Here is a 16,496-nt window from a genome sequence, read left to right as displayed (position 1 = left end):
GGCGGGGCACCCCCGGGCGGCCGGAGCCGCCGGGGGCGTACCTTGTGACTTAACCTATGTTGTCGTACAGGTCTTGGGTGCGGAACTTTGTCAGTTCAGCTCGATCTTCTCGACCTCGCTCAGCCAGCCATAGAAGGTGGTGATGTCGGGGGTAACAGTGTTCATGTTGACACGCTCGGTGGAGAAGATGATGGCGTTCTGACGCTGATAGACAGGAACCTCAACGGCCCAGTCAACGATGATGTCCAGGCAGGACTTGTACAGAGTCTTACGATAGCTCTGGTCCAGAGAATTGCGGGCATCCAGAATCAGCTGGTTCAGCTCGGCATCGTTGATGTCGTACATGTAGTTGGAGCCGCCGACAGCCTTGCCGTCCATGCCGGAGAAGTAGATCTGATACATATCAGGATCCGGGGTGGCACCCCAAGCGGCAGCCCACATGTCAGCCTGGTCGGCCTCGATGGTATCCCACAGCTGCGTGCTGTCGGACAGGTCGGTGACGATCAGGTGCACGCCGATCTTCTCCAGAGCCTTGGAGGCCTCGGTGAGGATCATGAAGGAGGGGCGATCGCCCTTGCCGTCGGCGGGGATCAGGGCCTCGCGCTCGATGGCGTAGTTAGCGGTATCCATACCACCCTCGGGGTTGGAGACGACCTTGCCGTTCTCGACCTTGCAGCCGGCGGCCTCGAAGAAGCCCAGGGCAGCCTGCAGGGCGGCCTCATACTTCTGCTCGTCGGTCATGTCGGAGGTATAGATGTCCTTACCCTGAGCATCCACAGAGAAAGCGACCTTGTAGCCAGGATCAGCAGCCTGAGGAGCAGCCCAAGAGGTGTTGGAGATGGGGTAGTTGATGACGGAAGCGCGCTCGCCATAGTAGGACTCGATGGCGACGGTGCGGTAAGCAGCCAGAACGGTGGCGAAAGCCTTACGATAAGCCTTGGAGGCATCGGAGCCGGGCTCCTTGTTGACGTTCATGGTGTTGGCGCTCATGCCGAGGTAACCATAGCCCAGGTTATCCACGGTATCGGTGGTGATGGCGGGGCCGTTGACATCGTCGTTCTTGTTGGCAGCCTTGATGGCGTCCACGGCGGTGGTGCTGAAGGTAGGATCGGTGATATCCACGGTGCCGGTGACGACGCCGTTGAGCTTATCGTCTTCCTGAGTCTGCAGGAAGTTGACATACTTGGTCTTGGGGGCGCCCAGATAGTAGGAATCGTTAGCCTCGAAGTTCACGGTACCATTCTCGAACTTCATGAACTTGTAGGGGCCAGCACCCAGGGGGGTGGTGGTCTTCTCGCGAACGTGGCTCAGATCGCCCTTGTCGAAGCCGAACTTGTTGTTGTCGTAGTCATACTTGGCCTTCTCGCCATAGTAGTGCATGGGGGCGATGGTCACACCCAGCTGATAGATGGCGGTGGCGTCGACCTGGGTCAGGGAGACGGTCATGCTGTAGTCGCCGGTCTTCTTGATGCCGGAGATGTTGGCAGCGGAGGTGCCGGTCTCGATACCCTTGGTGTACTTGGTCTCGTAGTCGTTCAGCAGGCTGGTGAAGGTGGTGCCTTCGGGCTTCTCAGCGTCGACAGCCTCGGCCAGGGAGGGATACTTGGCGACGATGGCGTTGAAGGCATCAGCCTCGGTAGCATCGGCGGGCAGCTCGAAGCCCCAGTTGGCCATGCAGGCGGCAACGGAATCGCCCTCGGCGTTAGCGCCCTGGGCAATGCAGTACTGCATGATGGCCTGGACGAACTTCACGCCGGCCTGATCCACGTCAGCCCAGAAGGCAGTCTGCTCTTCCTCGGTCCACTTGTTGTTGGTGAAGTCGGTGTTGTCGCGGCCGGCAGCCAGCATCAGGTTGTACAGGGTGTCCATACCGGAACGGTAAGCATCCATGCCCTCGATGGGCAGAGCAAACAGGGTGCTGTTGCCGTCGTAGGTAGGATCGCACAGGACGTACATGGAGAAGATGACGTCGTCGATGGTGATAGGCTCGCCGTCGGAGAACTTCAGGTCCTCGCGCAGCTTGAAGTTGTAGTCCACAGTGCCATCGGTGTTCTCCACGATCTCGCAGTCAGCGGGACCATAGTAGGTGTAGTCGGTGCCATTGTAGGCCTTGGTTTCGCCTTCGATACCCTTCATGATGATGGCGCCCTGGCGATCGCCGTTCAGCAGGCTGATAGCGGTCATGACCCAGACGTCCTGGTCATAAGCGGTCTCGGAGAAGAAGGGGGAGAACTTGCTGTTGAACGGGGAATAACCCACGACCAACGGGGTGTCGTTGTTCTGCTTGCCTTTGTTGCCGCAGCCAACGAACAGGCCCAGGCACATGACAGCGCAAAGTACCAGAGCCAAGATACGGGTAGCTTTCTTCATTGGAATCCTCCTTAAATTTTTTTGAACGCGGGCAGAAGCCCGGAGTTCACAAAAGAAATTGGTGGATCACGCCTGAGGCGTATCCAAGTCGCGGGCGGGGAGCTTTTCCCATTTCAGGGTCAGCATATACCGCCACAGGAGCCACGCTCCCCCGGCCACCAGCGCCTTCAGCGCCAGGTAGGCGATCACGGAGGCCACGCGGCCACCGGAGCCGTTCATGGCCAGGTACAGCACCATGGTCACGAAGCCCAGGCCCGCGAAGATCATGCAGAGCATGGCCCGGTGGGGCAGCGCCTGCACGCTCTTTTTATAAATGTACTCCCGGATGGGTTCCTCCGCCTTCCGCAGCCGGAGCACCGCCCAGATCACGCTGACCGCCGCGGCGGCCTCGCAGATATAGGGGAGGATGACGTACCAGCAGTTCAGCATGGCGGGGGCGTCGCTGCAGCCGCCGGCCACCACGGCCAGCACGACGGCAACGCTCAGTCCCAGCAGCTCCCGCTGGACCCGGTCGCGGCTGCGGCCCTGGTCCACATAGGAGTAGTGGGCGCCGGTATATACATAATCACCGGCAAGATTCACATGGAAATCGTTGAGATGGGCACGGCGTCCGCCGCGCTTTTTATTCTTTTCTGCCATGATCTTTCCTTTGGGGACGGCTGGGTGCGTCCACGGCTCGCTGTCCACTACGCACCAGTCTGTTCGCCGATGGCGGACGGTTTTTGTGCATTTTACTTATCGCCGCCCAGGATTAAAATGTTTTCCTAATTGTATCATGAAACAGTAGATTTTTCAACACTAAGATTAAACTTTCTGTGAATATTCCAAAAAAAATGACAATTATCCATTTTTTTGTATTTTTATTCTCTTGCGCCGGATTTTCTGCTGTTTTTATCCGCTAACTTTCGCCGCAGATTAACGGTTAACGATTATATCTCGCAGATGTTTTCGGTGAACAGTTAGGTCAATTCGATCATGTTGTGGCAGAGCTGATAGTACTTCCCCTTCTGGTCCAGCAGCTCCCGGTGGTCGCCCCGCTCGATGATCCGCCCCTGCTCCAGCACCATGATGGCGTTGGCGTTGCGGACGGTGGAAAGCCGGTGAGCGATGACGAACACGGTGCGCCCGGCCATCAGGCCGTCCAGCCCCTGGCCGATAAGCTTCTCGGTGCGGGTGTCCACGGAGGAGGTGGCCTCGTCCAGGATCAGCACCGGAGCCCGGGACACCGCCGCCCGGGCGATGGCCACCAGCTGGCGCTGGCCCTGGCTGAGGTTGGCGCCGTCGGAATAGAGGACGGTGTCGTACCCCCGGGGCAGGTGGGAGATGAAATAGTGGGCGTTGGCGATCTTGGCGGCCTCCATGCACTCCTCATCGGTGGCGTCCAGGCGGCCGTAGCGGATGTTCTCCATCACCGTGCCGGTGAACAGGTGGGTGTCCTGCAGCACGATACCCAGGGAGCGGCGCAGGTCGTCCTTGCGGATGTTGCGCACGTCGATGCCGTCATAGGTGATGGAGCCGGCCTGGATATCGTAAAACCGGTTGATGAGATTGGTAATGGTGGTTTTTCCCGCGCCGGTGGAGCCGACGAAGGCGATCTTCTGGCCGGGCTTGGCGTACAGGGACAGGTCCCGCAGCACCGGCTTTTCCGGCACATAGGCAAAGTCCACATGGTCAAAGCGTACATCGCCCCGCAGAGGCACCAGGGTGCCGTCCGGCATACGCCAGTGGTAGTCGTCGCCCTTCTGCTCCAGGGTCACCTGGCCCCGGTCCTCCTCGGGAGGCAGGTCCAGGATGCCAAAAATCCGCTCGGCACCGGCCAGGGCCATCATCAGGGCGTTGAACTGTTCGGAGATCTGGCTGACGCGGTCGGCAAAGGTGCGGACATACTGCAAAAAACCGATGAGGATGCCGCCGGCCCCCTCCCCCGTCAGCCACAGGACGCCCACCGCGCAGGTGATGGCATAGAAGATGTGGGACAGGTTGTTGAGAATGGGGCCCACCATGGAGGTGACGGTGGTGGCGGTGGTGGAGGCCTTGCACAGGTCCTGGTTGATGACGTCGAACTGCTCCATGACCTCCTTTTCGTGGGTGAACACCTTCACGTCACGCTGGCCGGTAATCATCTCCTCCATATAGCCGCTGACGGCGGCGGTAAGGCGCTGCTGGCTGGCGTAGGTGCGCTTGCTGATTTTGGTGGTGACCCGCACCACCAGCACCACGATAGCCCCCAGCACCACCATGATGGCAAACAGCCGCATGGACAGAGCCAGCATCATGCCGATGGTCCCCAGCAGAGAGGTGATGGAGATGGCCAGCTGGGTGATGCTGTGCTGCAAAAGCTCGTTGGTGGCCTCGATGTCGCTGGTGTAGTAGCTCATCAGGGCGCCGGTCTTGTTTTCGTCGAAGAACCGCACCGGCTGGCGCTGCATGGTGTCGAACAGCTCCGTGCGCAGCTGCTTCATGATGATGGCGCTGCACTCCAGCATCAGACGGTTCAGCAGATAGTTGGTCAGGGCCGACAGCAGGTACAGCCCCGCCAGGCCCAGGATCAGGCTGATGTACTTGGCGTAGGTCTCGTTGGGTGCCGCGCCGCTGCTCTCCAGCAGGTTGGTCAGGGGCTTCATGCAGTAGGCGGCCCCGATGGTGGCCGCCACATAGGCCAGGATCGACAGCATCGCCGCCGTCAGCAGCAGGCGGCAGTGCTTGAAATAGCACACCAGCCGCCACAGGATGGCGAAGGGGTTCTCTACCTTTTTATTATATTTCCGCAGGTCAACTCGCGGCATGATCCACCGCCCCCTCTCTCATCTGGCTCTCGTACACGTCACGGTAAATATGGCTGCGGGACAGCAGCTCCTGATGGGTGCCCATGTCCGCCAGACGCCCCCGGTCCAGCACCACGATGCGGTCGCAGGACATGATGGAGTTGATGCGCTGGGCAATGATGACCTTGGTGGCGCCGGGCAGGGCCGTCCGCAGACAGCGGCGGATGTGCTCGTCGGTGGCCATGTCCACGGCGGAGGTGGAGTCGTCCAGAATCAGGATCCTGGGCCGCTTCAGGATGGCCCGGGCGATCAGCAGCCGCTGCCGCTGGCCGCCGGACAGGTTGGCGGCGTTCTGCTCCAGCACCGTCTCATACCCGTCGGGGAAGCGGTCGATGTACTCGTCGGCCCGGGCGATGGCGCAGGCGGCCTGCATCTGCTCCCGGGTGGCGTTGGGGTCCGCCCAGCGGAGGTTGTCGGCGATGGTACCGGAAAACAGGGAGCCGTTCTGCAATACCATGGACACGCCGCTGCGCAGATTCTCCAGGGTATACTCCCGGACGTCCCGGCCGTCCACCTTCACGGTGCCGGACAGGGCATCGTAAAACCGGGGGATCAGGCTCACCAGGGTGGACTTGCCCTCGCCGGTGCCGCCGATGACGCCAATGGTCTCGCCGGAGGCGATGTGCAGGGTCACATGGCGCAGGGCCAGCTTGTCGGGGTCCCGGGTATAGCTGAAGCAGACGTCCTCGAAGTCGATGCTGCCGCTTTCCACCACTGCATCGGAGGAGCCGTCGGTGATGTCGATCTCCTCGTCCAGCACCTCGTTGATGCGGACCAGGGAGGCCTGGGCCCGGGACAGGGACATCACCAGCCAGCTGATCATGGACAGGGAGTTCACGGCCATGCCGGCGTAGTTCACCAGGCTCACCAGCTGGCCGGTCAGCAGGCCGGTGGTCCGGAAAATGATCTCCCGGCCGCCGAAAAACAGAATCAGCACGCTGCACGTCCACATAATGCCCATGGTAATGGGGCCGGACAGGGTAAACAGTCTCCCTGCGCCCAGCTGGGCCTGGCGCAGGTCATCGGTGGTCTTGTCAAACCGTTTGGACTCGTAGCCCCCCCGGACGAAGGCCTTCACCACGCGGCTGGCCACCAGATTCTCCCGGACGGCCTGGTTCATGCCGTCCATCATCTTCAGCATCCGCTTGAAGCGGGGCTGGCCCACCTTCAGCAGGATCACCATCAGCACCACCAGCAGAGGGATGCAGATCAGCAGCAGGGGTGCAAGACCCGGGGAGACGATGAAGCTCATGACCGTGGCCAGGATCACCATCACCGGGGCCCGGTACAGGGTCACCAGGGACTGGCGCATGGTATCCCGCAGGGTGTTGATATCCGTGGTGGCCCGGGTAATCAGCTGGGGGGTGGAGATGTGGTCGATGTTGGAGAAGGAGAAGCTCTCGATCTTCCCCAGCAGAGTGCTGCGCATATTCCGGGCGAAGCCCTGGGTGGCAATGGCGGAACACCGGGCCGCCAGCACGCCCATGGCCATGGACAGGCAGGCCACGCCCACCATAATGGCCCCCACCGTCAGCACGAAGCGGTTGCGGTTGGCGATGAGCTCCGGGGAAAACAGCCCCTGGAGCATGAAGGTGCTCTCCCGGTACAGGCCGCCGTCCACGATGGTGGACATCAGCATGGGGATCAGCAGCTCCAGCACCACCTCGGTGATGCCGAATATCAGGGCGGCTGCCGTCCAACCCTTATAGCGGCCCAGGACGGGGCCCAGGTGCCGGAAAAGCCCCGGTTTTTTCTGTGTCTTGATAAGACGTCACCTCTGTTTCTTTTATGCAGGATTTCTGAAGTTATACACGGCTATTATATCAGACCCCGCCGAGTTTCACAAGCTGAAAAATTCCGCGGCTTTTTATCCGCCAGAATCCACAAAAAGCGCGAAAAAATGCTGCAAGCGCAGCGCTTGCAGCATTTTTTTATTTGGGTGAAACTTACTTCAGCTCGACCTTGCCGCCGACTTCCTCGACCTGCTTCTTCAGAGCCTCGGCGTCCTCCTTGGACAGGCCTTCCTTCATGGTGGTGGGGGCGCCCTCGACGGCAGCCTTGGCCTCGGCCAGACCCAGACCCATGACCTCGCGGACGACCTTGATGACCTTGATCTTCTGAGCGGCGTCGAAGCCGGTCAGGACCACGTCGAACTCGGTCTTCTCCTCGGCAGCGGGAGCAGCAGCGCCGGCAGCGGGAGCGGCCATGGCGGCGGCGGACACGCCGAACTCTTCCTCCAGAGCGTGGACCAGCTCGGACAGCTCCAGAACGGTCAGGCCCTTGATTTCCTCGATCATAGCAGTAATCTTCTCGGACATTTTGATAAGCCTCCTAATTGTAAGATATTTGTTTGATTTGAGTGGGACGCCGTGCGCCCCGGGGTGGTGCCGGAATTTACTCGGCGGCGGCTTCCTCGGCGGGAGCGCCGTCCTTCTCGGCGATCTGCTTCAGCACGCAGGCCAGAGCAGAGATGGGGGCCAGCATGGTGCCCAGAACCTGGGCCTGCAGCACGGGCAGAGCGGGGATGGAAGCCAGAGCATTCACGGTCTCCAGGGAGACGACCTTGCCTTCCATGAAGCCGCCCTTGATCTCGAACTTGCCATTGAGCTTCTTTGCATAGTCAGCGATGACGCGGGCAGGAGCGACGGGATCGTCCATGCACACGGCCAGGGACGTGGTGCCGTTGAGCTGATCGTCCAGCTCGTTGAGACCCACGTTGTTGAATGCAAAGCGCAGCAGGGTGTTCTTGATGACAGCGTATTCCACGTTGTTCTCGCGGCAGTCCGCGCGCAGAGCGGTGTCCTCTGCCACGGTGATGCCCTTGTAATCAACGATGACACCGGCGGCTGCATTCTGCAGCTTCTCGGTCAGCGCCGCCACGATGGCCTGCTTTTCGGACAGAACTTTTGCGTTGGGCATTCTTTGATTTCACCTCCGGAAAAAATGTCGGTGCGTTCAAAAAGAAAACCGTCCCTGTATCCAAGGACACAAGGACGGTGTAAAGCAATCGGAAACGATTTGCCATCCTCGGCAGGACTTACGGCTTGCGCCACCTGCTGTCTTTGGAACGCATCTGGTATTATATCAGGGGCGTGACGGTTTGTCAAGCCGAAGATATCAAATGTTTCAGCCGGTTTTTTTACAGCTGCTTGTTGGCGTTCATCTTGACGCCGGGGCCCATGGTGGAAGCGGCCACGCAGGACTTGATATACTGGCCCTTGGCGGCGGCGGGCTTGGCCTTGATGATGGCGCCCAGCAGAGCGGTATAGTTCTCATACAGCTTGTCCGCGCCGAAGGAAACCTTGCCGATGGGGCAGTGGATGATGTTGGTCTTGTCCAGACGATACTCCACCTTACCGGCCTTGACTTCCTTCACGGCCTTGGCCACGTCGGGAGTGACGGTGCCGGCCTTGGGGGAGGGCATCAGGCCCTTGGGGCCCAGCAGCTTACCCAGACGGCCCACAACGCCCATCATGTCGGGGGAAGCGACCACCACGTCGAAGCCGAACCAGTTTTCCTTCTGGATCTTCTCCACCATATCCATATCACCGACGAAGTCGGCGCCGGCCTCGCGGGCAGCGTCGGCCTTGTCGCCCTTGGCGAACACCAGGACGCGGGCGGTCTTGCCGGTGCCGTTGGGCAGGACGATGGCGCCGCGGACCTGCTGGTCAGCGTGGCGGGAGTCGACACCCAGCTTCACATGCAGCTCGACGGTCTCGTCGAACTTGGCGGATGCGGTCTTGCAGACCAGCTCCAGACCCTCCTTGGGATCATACAAGGTCCCGCGGTCGATCTGCTTGGCGCTTTCTTTATACTTCTTACCTCTAAACATCTCTTACACCCTCCTTATTCGCCCACGACGACGCCCATGGAACGGGCGGTGCCGGCGATCATGCTCATGGCTGCTTCCAGGGAAGCGGCGTTCAGATCGCGCATCTTCAGCTCGGCGATCTTCTGGATGGAGGCCTTGGAGATGGTGGCCACCTTGGTCTTGTTGGGCACACCGGAACCGGACTCGATGTTGCACTCCTTCTTGATCAGCACAGCCGCGGGAGGCGTCTTGGTGATGAAGCTGAAGGAACGATCGGAGTAGACGGTGATGACCACGGGGATGATGAGGCCCATGTCATTCTTGGTGCGCTCGTTGAACTCCTTGGTGAATGCCTGAATGTTGACACCGTGCTGGCCCAGAGCGGGGCCGACAGGGGGTGCGGGGGTCGCTTTGCCTGCAGGAATCTGCAGCTTTACATAACCAACAACTTTCTGTGCCATGGATAGGCACCTCCTTCATAAAAATGTGGTAGCGGCCGGTCGATACCGGAAACCGCTTTTGGCGAGACGGACACCGTCTCTCCCACTTGCGCCGGAGGGAATGCTCCGGCCTGCCGCGCAGAGACTGCTGCGCCTCAGTGCAGAACCTCCACCTGATCGAGCTCCAGCTCGATGGGGGTTTCTCTGCCGAACATGAAGACCGCCACCCGGACCTTGTTCTTCTCGGGGTCGATCTCCTCCACGGTACCGGTGAAGCTGGTGAAGGGGCCGTCCGTGATCTTCACGGTATCGCCCACGTTGTACAGCACCACGATCTCGTGCTTTTCCACGCCCAGGGCCGCCACCTCGTCCTCCGTCAGGGGGATGGCCTTGTTGGCCTCGCCCACGAAGCCGGTGACGCCGCGGATGTTGCGGATCAGATGCCAGGTGTCATCTGTCAGGATCATCTTGATCAGGACGTAGCCGGGAAATACCTTGCGCTCCACTTCCTTCATGACGCCGGACTCGGTGACCTCGGTGACGGTTTCCATAGGAATCTCCATCTTGAGGACCATATCGGACATGCCGCGGTTGACCACGGATTTCTCGATGGCCGCCTTCACGGCGTTCTCGTAGCCGGAGTAGGTGTGGATCACATACCATTTCGCGTTTTCAGCCATGCCGCACTTCCTCAGCCGGTGAACGCGCCGATGAGGGTCTTGATCAGCAGCACCGCCACGCCGTCGAAGATCCAGATGCAGGCGCCCACTGCCACAGAGCACAGCAGCACCGTTCCGGTGTTCTTGGCGGTGGTCTTGCCGTCAGGCCAGACGACCTTCTTCAGTTCGCTTCTCATCTCGCGGAACCACTTGCCGTGGTCCTTCTTGACCTTTTTTTCCTCTGCCATCGTGCTATCTCCTTCCAATTACTTGGTCTCGGTATGGACCGTATGCTTTCTGCAGAAGGGGCAATACTTGTTCATTTCAAGACGGTCAGGGCTGTTCTTCTTGTTTTTCATCGTGTTGTAGTTTCTCTGCTTGCACTCGTTGCATCTCAAAGTGATCTTCACGCGCATCTAACGGCACCTCCTTATTAGATTGGCGGCCGGCGAAGGCCGCTCTCTGCCTCCCTGCCGGACAGGGCGTCTTTCCCGCGCCGAAGCGAAAAGCGCGCAAAAAGAAAGCCCCATACTCACAGGTAATGCTGATTTTATCACACGGGCAAGTGTCCGTCAAGGTCTTTCCGGAAGAAAATTTCGGTTTTTGGGGAGAATTTGCTTCCGCAGCCCCTCTATTCGGGCACTCTTTCATAGGACACAGGCTTTCCGTCCCGGAACGTCACCGTGAAGCCCGTGCCGGGCTTCACGGAGTAGTCGTACCGCCCGCCGCCGAACCAGGTCATCATCAGCCCCGCCGTGACGCCGCCGTGGACCACGCACACGGCGTCCTCCTCCGACGCCAGCACCTGGGCCATGGCGGCCCGGTTCCGCTCCAGCACCTGGGGGGCGCCTTCGCCGTTGGGGCAGACGTTGTGCTCCACGTCGGCGATCCACGCCTGATAGGCCGCCGTGTCCTTCAGCTCCTGATAGCTTTTCATCTCGAAATCGCCGAAGTTCATCTCCCGCAGGCCCGGCAGCTGCTGATGGGCCACGGGGCCGTAGATGGCCTCCAACGTCTGCTCCGTCCGTAGCAGGCCGCTGGTATAGTACCGCCTGGCCCGGGGATAGGCCGCTGCGTTTTCGTGCAGGGCCGCCAGGGATTCCGGCAGGGCGGGGATATCCGCTGCGCCGTAGTACAGGTCCCGGCGGCTGCCGTCGGTCTCTCCGTGGCGCAAAAGGGTCAGCTTCATTTCAATTCCTCCGTCAGTCCGCAAAATATCCGGTATACATGACCGGCCTGCTCCGCCAGCTGCCGCAGCAGCCGCCCGTGGCGCTCCCGCCAGGCCCGCTCCCCGGCGTCTAGGGGCACCACGCCGCTGCCGATCTCCCGGGAGATCACCGCCTCCGCCGCCAGCAGCAGGGGCAGGGCCTCCGCCGCCTCGCCGCGCCGGGTCAGGGCTTCCAGGTGGACATAGCACCGGGCAGGGGCGGGAGCGTCTGTTGCCAGGTCGCAGATGTCCGCCGCCGTCAGGCGGTATTTTTCCGCCGCGAAGGTGCACTTACCCTGGTACGCGCCGCCAATGATCAGATCCATCCTCTCACCTCCACAGAATCGCCGCCCCGCAGCCGCACAGCTCGCCGAGCGTCAGGGCAAAGCCGGAGATATCCCCGGACATGCCGTCCAGATTCCGGAAGCCGTACCAGACCGCCAGACCGTAACCCACGGCGGCGGCCAGAGGGCCGAAGCTGCCGTCCAGCCACAGGGGAAGCCCCACGGACAGAGCCAGCAGCACCCACAGCACCGCCCCATAGCCGCCCCGGGCGGGGCCCATGGCGGCATACTGGCTGGTGCCCATGGGCCGCAGCCCCAGCACCGCCAGCCCTGCGCAGGCCCGGGTGGCCGCCGGGATCAGCAGCAGGCCCAGCCAGGATACGTCCTCCGCTGCCAGGAACAGGCTCCACTGGCCCATGGCCAGCAGCACCATGCAGATCACGGCGAAGGCCCCGCAGTGGGAGTCCTTCAGGATCCGCTGCCGGGTGGCCAGGTCCCGCCGGGACAGCACCGCGTCGCACACGTCCATGTAGCCGTCCAGGTGCATGAACCCGGTCACAAGCCAGGGTGCGGCGGCACACACCGCCGCCCGCACCGGCCCCGGCGCGCCCCGCAGCAGAAGCCACGCCCCGGCCCATACGCCTCCGGCCAGCAGGCCCACCAGGGGCATGCACACCAGCATTTTCTGCCGGGCGCTTTCGCTCCATATCTTCCTGGGGCAGGGAATGGCCAGGAACATGCCCCAGGCCATGAAAAATCCGCAGATCCAATCACGCATCCGGCAACTCCCCCTTCCATACCCGGACGCAGCCTGCACTCAGCTCCGCCACCGCGTCAAATTCCGCCGCCAGGGCCCGGCAGATCTCCGCCAGTCCCCGGCGATAATGCTCCGTCCACGGCTCATAGGTCACACCGTCCCGCCACAGCTCGTCGCATACGCACACGAAGTGCCGGGAATGCCGGCTGACGGTCAGCAGCTCCCGGGCCGTCCGGGCGGCGGCTGCGGCGTCCGGCTGCGGGCCGGAGAACATCTGGCACGCCAGGCACGCCGTGACGCTGTCGAACAGCACCGCGCCCTCCCGGGGCACCAGCGCCAGACCCTCCGGCAGAGCCCGGCCCCGCTCCAGGGTCCCGAAGCCCCAGCCGTCCCGCTCCGCCAGGTGGCGGCGGACGATGGCCCGGTCCTCCGTGTCCCGGGGCTCCAGGGTGGCCCAGTAGATCATGGGCCCGCCATCGGCCAGCTGCCGGGTCAGCCGCTGGCCCAGCATACTCTTTCCGCTTTTGCTGCCGCCAAGAAGTAAAATTCTCATGATTTGTCCACCGTGAATGCGTCCCCCTGCCGGATGGGGGCCAGATATCCGTCCTCAATGGCCGCCTCCGGGAAGGTGGCCATATGGTTCAGCACCGCGCAGGCCCCCTGCATCACCCGGAACAGCAGCGGGCAGCCGCTGCCCTCGCCCAGCCGCATCCCCAGCAGCAGGCACGGCTCCAGCCCCAGCTCCCGGGCCGCCAGGCGATACCCGATCTCATAGGAGGCGTGGGACAGAAACAGTACATCCCGGACCCGGGGGCACAGGCGCACGGCGCACAGGGCCGCCACGATGGAGATATACCCGTCCACCGCCGCCGCCAGTCCCTCATGGGCGCAGCCCAGAAACAGCCCCGCCATGGCGGCAATGTCCAGGCCGCCCACCGCCGCCAGCACCCCGATGGGGTCCCCGGCGTCGGGCCGGTGCAGGGCCAGGGCCTGCCGCAGCACGCGCTTTTTCGTCTCGAAGCCCCGGTCCGTCAGGCCGCCGCCCCGGCCGGTCACCTCCTCCACGGAGGCCCCGGTCAGCGCCGCCAGCACCGCGGCGGAGGTGGTGGTGTTGCCGATGCCCATTTCCCCCACGCCCACGGCGTCTATGCCCTCGGCCTTGGCCTGCCGGGCCAGGTCCAGCCCCACGGCCAGGGCGTCCAGGGCCTGCTGCTCCGTCATGGCGGGCTCCACGGCGATATCGCCGGTGGAAAACCGGACCTTCCGGTCCAGCACCTGGGGGCAGGGCACCGGCGTCCGGATGCCCACGTCCACCACCTGCACGTCGTCGCCGAAATACGCCGCCAATGCGGACATCCCGGTTTTGTGCCGGGTCATGTTCACCGCCTGCTGCACCGTCACGGACTGGGGGGCGCAGGATACGCCCTCCGCCACCACGCCGTTGTCCGCCGCCAGCACCGTCACCCGGCACCGCCGGACCTCCGGCCGGGCCGTCCGCAGGACCCCCGCCAGCCGGATGGACATATCCTCCAGCGCCCCCAGACTGCCCGGGGGCTTGGCCAGCTCCGCCTGCCGCCGCCGGGCGGCGTCCATGGACTCCCGGTCTGCCGGGAGAATGGACTCCATATATGCTGTCAATTCCTGCCTTGTCATGTGTTCGCTCCATATCCGTGTTCCCGCAGCCACACAAGAGACGGGCCGCAGTCCTGATTTTCCAATGTAAACGTAGCCGCCGGGCACAGCTCCAGGATGGTGTCCAGTACCTGCTCCATAGCCAGGGTCCCCTGGCCCAGGGGGTCGTGGAGGTCATCGTGCCCCGCGTTGTTGTGCAGGTGGACGTGCCGCAGCCACGGGGCCATGGGGGCCACCCATTCCAGAGGCGGCACCCGGCTGACGAAGGTGTTGGCGTGGCCGATGTCCAGGCACAGGCCCAGCCGGGGATCGTCCACCTGCCGGGCGATCTCCGCCAGCAGCCGGGGCTGCGGCTCCATGACGTTTTCCAGGGCGACGGTCATATCCGGCGGCAGCTGCCGCAGGAAGTCCCGCCAGAAGAGCACCGACTGCTCCACATACCACTCCGGGAAGTACACCTGGGGCACGAAGCCCCCGTGGATCACCAGCCGCCGCACTCCCAGGTCTTGGGCCATATCCGCCGCCTGGCGGTAGCGCTTTTCCGTCACCTGCCGCACCAGCGGGTCGATGGCGCAGGGGGCCAGCTCGGCAAAGGGGGCGTGGAGCCAGAAGCGGTCAAGCCCCGCCATATCCGAGCGGACGGCGGACAGCACCGCCGGGTCCTCCAGATTGGGGGCATAGCAGAACGCCGCGATCTCCAGCCCCAGCCCGTTTTCCCGGGCCAACTCCGCCGCCCGGCTATCAATGCCGGACAGATACAGACGGTTCCACAGGGCTTCCCGTCTCATATGCGCATTTCCCCCCTTATTAAATATGCAACAGCCGCCCGGCCAGACGGCCGGAGGCCCAGGCCCACTGCAGGTTGAAGCCCCCGCAGTCGCCGTCGATATCCAGCACCTCGCCGCAGGCGTAGAACCCCGGCACCAGGCGGCTTTCCATGGTCCGGGGGTCGAGCTCCCCGGTGCGCAGGCCCCCTGCGGTGACCTGGGCCTGGTCAAAGCCGCAGGTGCCGGTGACGGGCAGGGTAAACTCCCGCACCTGGCGGCACAGGGTCTCCAGCTGCCGGTCCGTCAGCTCCGATACCGGCTGGCTGCCGGATATGCCCGCCGCCTTGCACAGCATCCGCCCCAGCCGGGGGTGGACGCTGCCGGTCAGCAGCGCCCCGGCCTCCTGCCGAGATAGGGCCGTCCGCTGGCTACGCAGCCAGGTCAGGGTATCCTCCCGGCTCCACCCGGGCAGAAAATCCAGGTGCAGCGTCAGGCCGTCGCCGCCGGCGGCCACCGCCCGGGACAGGTCGAACACCGCCGGGCCGCTGACGCCGTATTCCGTAAACAGCACCTCTCCCTGACCGGCGGTCAGCGTCTCACCCTCCCGGGTCAGAGTCAGGGCAGCCTGGGCCTTCACGCCCTTGAGCCCCCGGGGGTAGGTGGGGTCGGTGCACACCTGCACCAGGGAGGGGTACAGCACCGTCCGGTGGTGGCCCAGCTGCCGGGCCAGCTGATAGCCGTCCATGCCGCCGCCCAGCTTGGCTCCGGCGGCTCCGCCTGCGGCCAGGATGCACCGCCTGGCCGTGATGACGTCCCCCTCCTCGGTCCGGGCCTGGAACTGCCCGTCCCGGTGCTTCAGCTGGCGGATGACGCAGCCGGTGCGTATCCGGATGTTCTCCTGCTGCTCCAGGGCGAACCGCAGCACATCCAGCACCGATGCCGCCGCATTGCTCAGGGGATACACCCGCCCGCCGGGCTCCGTTACGGTGACCAGCCCCAGCTGCCGGAAGAAGTCCAGGGTCCCCGCCGCCGACAGCTCCGGGTCCTCCAGGGCGAAGCGGCAGAAGTCCGGCTCCTCCCCGTGATAGCGGTCCGGCAGGGCGTATTCGTTGGTGAGGTTGCAGCGGCCGTTGCCGGTGGACAGCAGCTTCCGGCCCACCCGGGCCTGCCGCTCCGCCAGCACCACCTGATGGCCCTGCCGGGCCGCCGTCAGGGCCGCCGCCATGCCCGACGCACCGCCGCCGATGATGAGCACGTTCATCGCTCCGCCTCCAGCCGCTTCCGGGTCAGATACCCCTCCAGCATCAGGGCCGCCGCCACGGCATCCACGGTTTTCTTCCGCTTTTTGGCATTCTGTCCGTTGTTGAACAGGATGTTGTGGGCGTCGATGGTGGTGCGCCGCTCGTCCCAAAGGGTCAGCGGCAGGCCCGTCAGCTCCTTCAAGGTCTCGCCGAAGGCGGCGGCCTTCTCCGCCCGGGGCCCCAGGGTGCCGTCCATGTTTTTGGGATAGCCCAGCACCAGCTCCCCGACCCCGTGCTGGGGGATGAGGGCGGCGATCTCCTGGGCCACCACCTCCGGCCGGCGGCTGTTGATAACGGTGGAAAAGCCCGCCAGCGTCCCGGTGGCGTCGGAAATGGCAATGCCGGTGTGGGCGTCGCCGTAGTCTATGGCCATGATCTTCATGGGAAGTACCTCGCTTTTTTGTCATTCCCCTCTATCATACACGATTTTTCCCCGGCCTGCA

Annotated in this window: 19 protein-coding genes and 1 other annotated feature; all 19 genes read right to left on the bottom strand. The window is 63.2% G+C overall.

Annotated elements, in window-relative coordinates:
- Window positions 1-90: 90 nt before the first annotated feature.
- The 19 genes from LKD37_RS11085 to ruvX all read right to left on the bottom strand — a co-directional run bounded on the left by LKD37_RS11085 (window position 91) and on the right by ruvX (window position 16,435).
- Window positions 91-2,370, bottom strand: a complete 2,280-nt coding sequence (locus LKD37_RS11085) for an ABC transporter substrate-binding protein (protein ID WP_302929275.1) — start codon at window positions 2,368-2,370, stop codon at window positions 91-93.
- A gap of 66 nt (window positions 2,371-2,436) precedes the next feature.
- Complete coding sequence (locus LKD37_RS11080) at window positions 2,437-3,009, bottom strand: hypothetical protein (protein WP_302929274.1); 573 nt, start codon at window positions 3,007-3,009, stop codon at window positions 2,437-2,439.
- Window positions 3,010-3,329: 320 nt separating this feature from the next.
- Window positions 3,330-5,156 (bottom strand): ABC transporter ATP-binding protein, encoded by a 1,827-nt coding sequence (locus LKD37_RS11075; protein ID WP_302929273.1) that lies wholly within the window; start codon window positions 5,154-5,156, stop codon window positions 3,330-3,332.
- On the bottom strand, window positions 5,143-6,876 hold the full coding sequence (locus LKD37_RS11070; protein ID WP_302929276.1) for an ABC transporter ATP-binding protein: 1,734 nt from the start codon (window positions 6,874-6,876) through the stop codon (window positions 5,143-5,145). The genes LKD37_RS11075 and LKD37_RS11070 overlap by 14 nt, the downstream gene beginning before the upstream one ends.
- A 265-nt stretch (window positions 6,877-7,141) precedes the next feature.
- Window positions 7,142-7,513 (bottom strand): 50S ribosomal protein L7/L12, encoded by a 372-nt coding sequence (gene rplL / locus LKD37_RS11065; protein WP_302929272.1) that lies wholly within the window; start codon window positions 7,511-7,513, stop codon window positions 7,142-7,144.
- 76 nt (window positions 7,514-7,589) lie between these two features.
- Window positions 7,590-8,114, bottom strand: coding sequence for a 50S ribosomal protein L10 (rplJ, locus tag LKD37_RS11060; protein WP_302929271.1), 525 nt, complete (start codon window positions 8,112-8,114; stop codon window positions 7,590-7,592).
- Between the two features lie 33 nt (window positions 8,115-8,147).
- Window positions 8,148-8,279: a sequence feature (ribosomal protein L10 leader region), on the bottom strand.
- Between the two features lie 55 nt (window positions 8,280-8,334).
- The gene (gene rplA, locus LKD37_RS11055; protein ID WP_302929270.1) at window positions 8,335-9,027 is read right to left on the bottom strand and encodes a 50S ribosomal protein L1; all 693 of its coding nucleotides are present in this window, start codon (window positions 9,025-9,027) and stop codon (window positions 8,335-8,337) included.
- 14 nt (window positions 9,028-9,041) lie between these two features.
- Complete coding sequence (gene rplK, locus LKD37_RS11050; protein WP_302929269.1) at window positions 9,042-9,467, bottom strand: 50S ribosomal protein L11; 426 nt, start codon at window positions 9,465-9,467, stop codon at window positions 9,042-9,044.
- 134 nt (window positions 9,468-9,601) lie between these two features.
- Complete coding sequence (nusG, locus tag LKD37_RS11045; RefSeq protein ID WP_302929268.1) at window positions 9,602-10,126, bottom strand: transcription termination/antitermination protein NusG; 525 nt, start codon at window positions 10,124-10,126, stop codon at window positions 9,602-9,604.
- A gap of 11 nt (window positions 10,127-10,137) precedes the next feature.
- Window positions 10,138-10,353 (bottom strand): preprotein translocase subunit SecE, encoded by a 216-nt coding sequence (gene secE, locus LKD37_RS11040; protein ID WP_302929267.1) that lies wholly within the window; start codon window positions 10,351-10,353, stop codon window positions 10,138-10,140.
- Between the two features lie 18 nt (window positions 10,354-10,371).
- Window positions 10,372-10,521, bottom strand: coding sequence for a 50S ribosomal protein L33 (gene rpmG / locus LKD37_RS11035; protein WP_022176735.1), 150 nt, complete (start codon window positions 10,519-10,521; stop codon window positions 10,372-10,374).
- 215 nt (window positions 10,522-10,736) lie between these two features.
- On the bottom strand, window positions 10,737-11,294 hold the full coding sequence (locus LKD37_RS11030) for a histidine phosphatase family protein (RefSeq protein WP_302929266.1): 558 nt from the start codon (window positions 11,292-11,294) through the stop codon (window positions 10,737-10,739).
- Complete coding sequence (locus LKD37_RS11025; protein WP_302929265.1) at window positions 11,291-11,638, bottom strand: bifunctional adenosylcobinamide kinase/adenosylcobinamide-phosphate guanylyltransferase; 348 nt, start codon at window positions 11,636-11,638, stop codon at window positions 11,291-11,293. The genes LKD37_RS11030 and LKD37_RS11025 overlap by 4 nt, the downstream gene beginning before the upstream one ends.
- Window positions 11,639-11,642: 4 nt before the next feature.
- A complete protein-coding gene (locus tag LKD37_RS11020; RefSeq protein WP_302929264.1) occupies window positions 11,643-12,374 on the bottom strand; it encodes an adenosylcobinamide-GDP ribazoletransferase in 732 nt (243 codons plus the stop codon).
- On the bottom strand, window positions 12,367-12,906 hold the full coding sequence (locus LKD37_RS11015) for a bifunctional adenosylcobinamide kinase/adenosylcobinamide-phosphate guanylyltransferase (RefSeq protein ID WP_302929263.1): 540 nt from the start codon (window positions 12,904-12,906) through the stop codon (window positions 12,367-12,369). Before LKD37_RS11015 ends, LKD37_RS11020 begins: the two co-directional genes overlap by 8 nt.
- Window positions 12,903-14,006 carry a nicotinate-nucleotide--dimethylbenzimidazole phosphoribosyltransferase gene (cobT, locus tag LKD37_RS11010; RefSeq protein ID WP_302929262.1) on the bottom strand — a complete coding sequence of 368 codons (1,104 nt, stop codon included), beginning with the start codon at window positions 14,004-14,006 and terminating at the stop codon, window positions 12,903-12,905. Before cobT ends, LKD37_RS11015 begins: the two co-directional genes overlap by 4 nt.
- On the bottom strand, window positions 14,003-14,773 hold the full coding sequence (locus LKD37_RS11005) for a sugar phosphate isomerase/epimerase family protein (RefSeq protein ID WP_302929261.1): 771 nt from the start codon (window positions 14,771-14,773) through the stop codon (window positions 14,003-14,005). The genes cobT and LKD37_RS11005 overlap by 4 nt, the downstream gene beginning before the upstream one ends.
- A gap of 19 nt (window positions 14,774-14,792) precedes the next feature.
- Window positions 14,793-16,013, bottom strand: a complete 1,221-nt coding sequence (locus LKD37_RS11000; protein WP_302929260.1) for a BaiN/RdsA family NAD(P)/FAD-dependent oxidoreductase — start codon at window positions 16,011-16,013, stop codon at window positions 14,793-14,795.
- Complete coding sequence (gene ruvX, locus LKD37_RS10995; protein ID WP_302929259.1) at window positions 16,010-16,435, bottom strand: Holliday junction resolvase RuvX; 426 nt, start codon at window positions 16,433-16,435, stop codon at window positions 16,010-16,012. The genes LKD37_RS11000 and ruvX overlap by 4 nt, the downstream gene beginning before the upstream one ends.
- Between the last annotated feature and the right edge of the window lie 61 nt (window positions 16,436-16,496).

Origin of the sequence: Brotocaccenecus cirricatena, assembly GCF_020687045.1 — a bacterium.
Lineage (GTDB): Bacteria > Bacillota > Clostridia > Oscillospirales > Oscillospiraceae > Vescimonas > Vescimonas cirricatena.
Note: the sequence above shows the minus strand (reverse complement) of the source record. Positions and strands in the feature narration are given on the sequence as shown.

What these genes read in the sequence shown, in the direction of transcription:
- LKD37_RS11000 (WP_302929260.1), bottom strand. Translation starts at nt 16,013, where the DNA reads ATGAACGTGCTCATCATCGGCGGCGGTGCGTCGGGCATGGCGGCGGCC.
- LKD37_RS11020 (WP_302929264.1), bottom strand. Translation starts at nt 12,374, where the DNA reads ATGCGTGATTGGATCTGCGGATTTTTCATGGCCTGGGGCATGTTCCTG.
- rpmG (WP_022176735.1), bottom strand. Translation starts at nt 10,521, where the DNA reads ATGCGCGTGAAGATCACTTTGAGATGCAACGAGTGCAAGCAGAGAAAC.
- LKD37_RS11025 (WP_302929265.1), bottom strand. Translation starts at nt 11,638, where the DNA reads ATGGATCTGATCATTGGCGGCGCGTACCAGGGTAAGTGCACCTTCGCG.
- LKD37_RS11080 (WP_302929274.1), bottom strand. Translation starts at nt 3,009, where the DNA reads ATGGCAGAAAAGAATAAAAAGCGCGGCGGACGCCGTGCCCATCTCAAC.
- secE (WP_302929267.1), bottom strand. Translation starts at nt 10,353, where the DNA reads ATGGCAGAGGAAAAAAAGGTCAAGAAGGACCACGGCAAGTGGTTCCGC.
- LKD37_RS11015 (WP_302929263.1), bottom strand. Translation starts at nt 12,906, where the DNA reads ATGAGAATTTTACTTCTTGGCGGCAGCAAAAGCGGAAAGAGTATGCTG.
- rplK (WP_302929269.1), bottom strand. Translation starts at nt 9,467, where the DNA reads ATGGCACAGAAAGTTGTTGGTTATGTAAAGCTGCAGATTCCTGCAGGC.
- cobT (WP_302929262.1), bottom strand. Translation starts at nt 14,006, where the DNA reads ATGACAAGGCAGGAATTGACAGCATATATGGAGTCCATTCTCCCGGCA.
- LKD37_RS11085 (WP_302929275.1), bottom strand. Translation starts at nt 2,370, where the DNA reads ATGAAGAAAGCTACCCGTATCTTGGCTCTGGTACTTTGCGCTGTCATG.
- rplJ (WP_302929271.1), bottom strand. Translation starts at nt 8,114, where the DNA reads ATGCCCAACGCAAAAGTTCTGTCCGAAAAGCAGGCCATCGTGGCGGCG.
- rplA (WP_302929270.1), bottom strand. Translation starts at nt 9,027, where the DNA reads ATGTTTAGAGGTAAGAAGTATAAAGAAAGCGCCAAGCAGATCGACCGC.
- rplL (WP_302929272.1), bottom strand. Translation starts at nt 7,513, where the DNA reads ATGTCCGAGAAGATTACTGCTATGATCGAGGAAATCAAGGGCCTGACC.
- nusG (WP_302929268.1), bottom strand. Translation starts at nt 10,126, where the DNA reads ATGGCTGAAAACGCGAAATGGTATGTGATCCACACCTACTCCGGCTAC.
- LKD37_RS11030 (WP_302929266.1), bottom strand. Translation starts at nt 11,294, where the DNA reads ATGAAGCTGACCCTTTTGCGCCACGGAGAGACCGACGGCAGCCGCCGG.
- ruvX (WP_302929259.1), bottom strand. Translation starts at nt 16,435, where the DNA reads ATGAAGATCATGGCCATAGACTACGGCGACGCCCACACCGGCATTGCC.
- LKD37_RS11075 (WP_302929273.1), bottom strand. Translation starts at nt 5,156, where the DNA reads ATGCCGCGAGTTGACCTGCGGAAATATAATAAAAAGGTAGAGAACCCC.
- LKD37_RS11005 (WP_302929261.1), bottom strand. Translation starts at nt 14,773, where the DNA reads ATGAGACGGGAAGCCCTGTGGAACCGTCTGTATCTGTCCGGCATTGAT.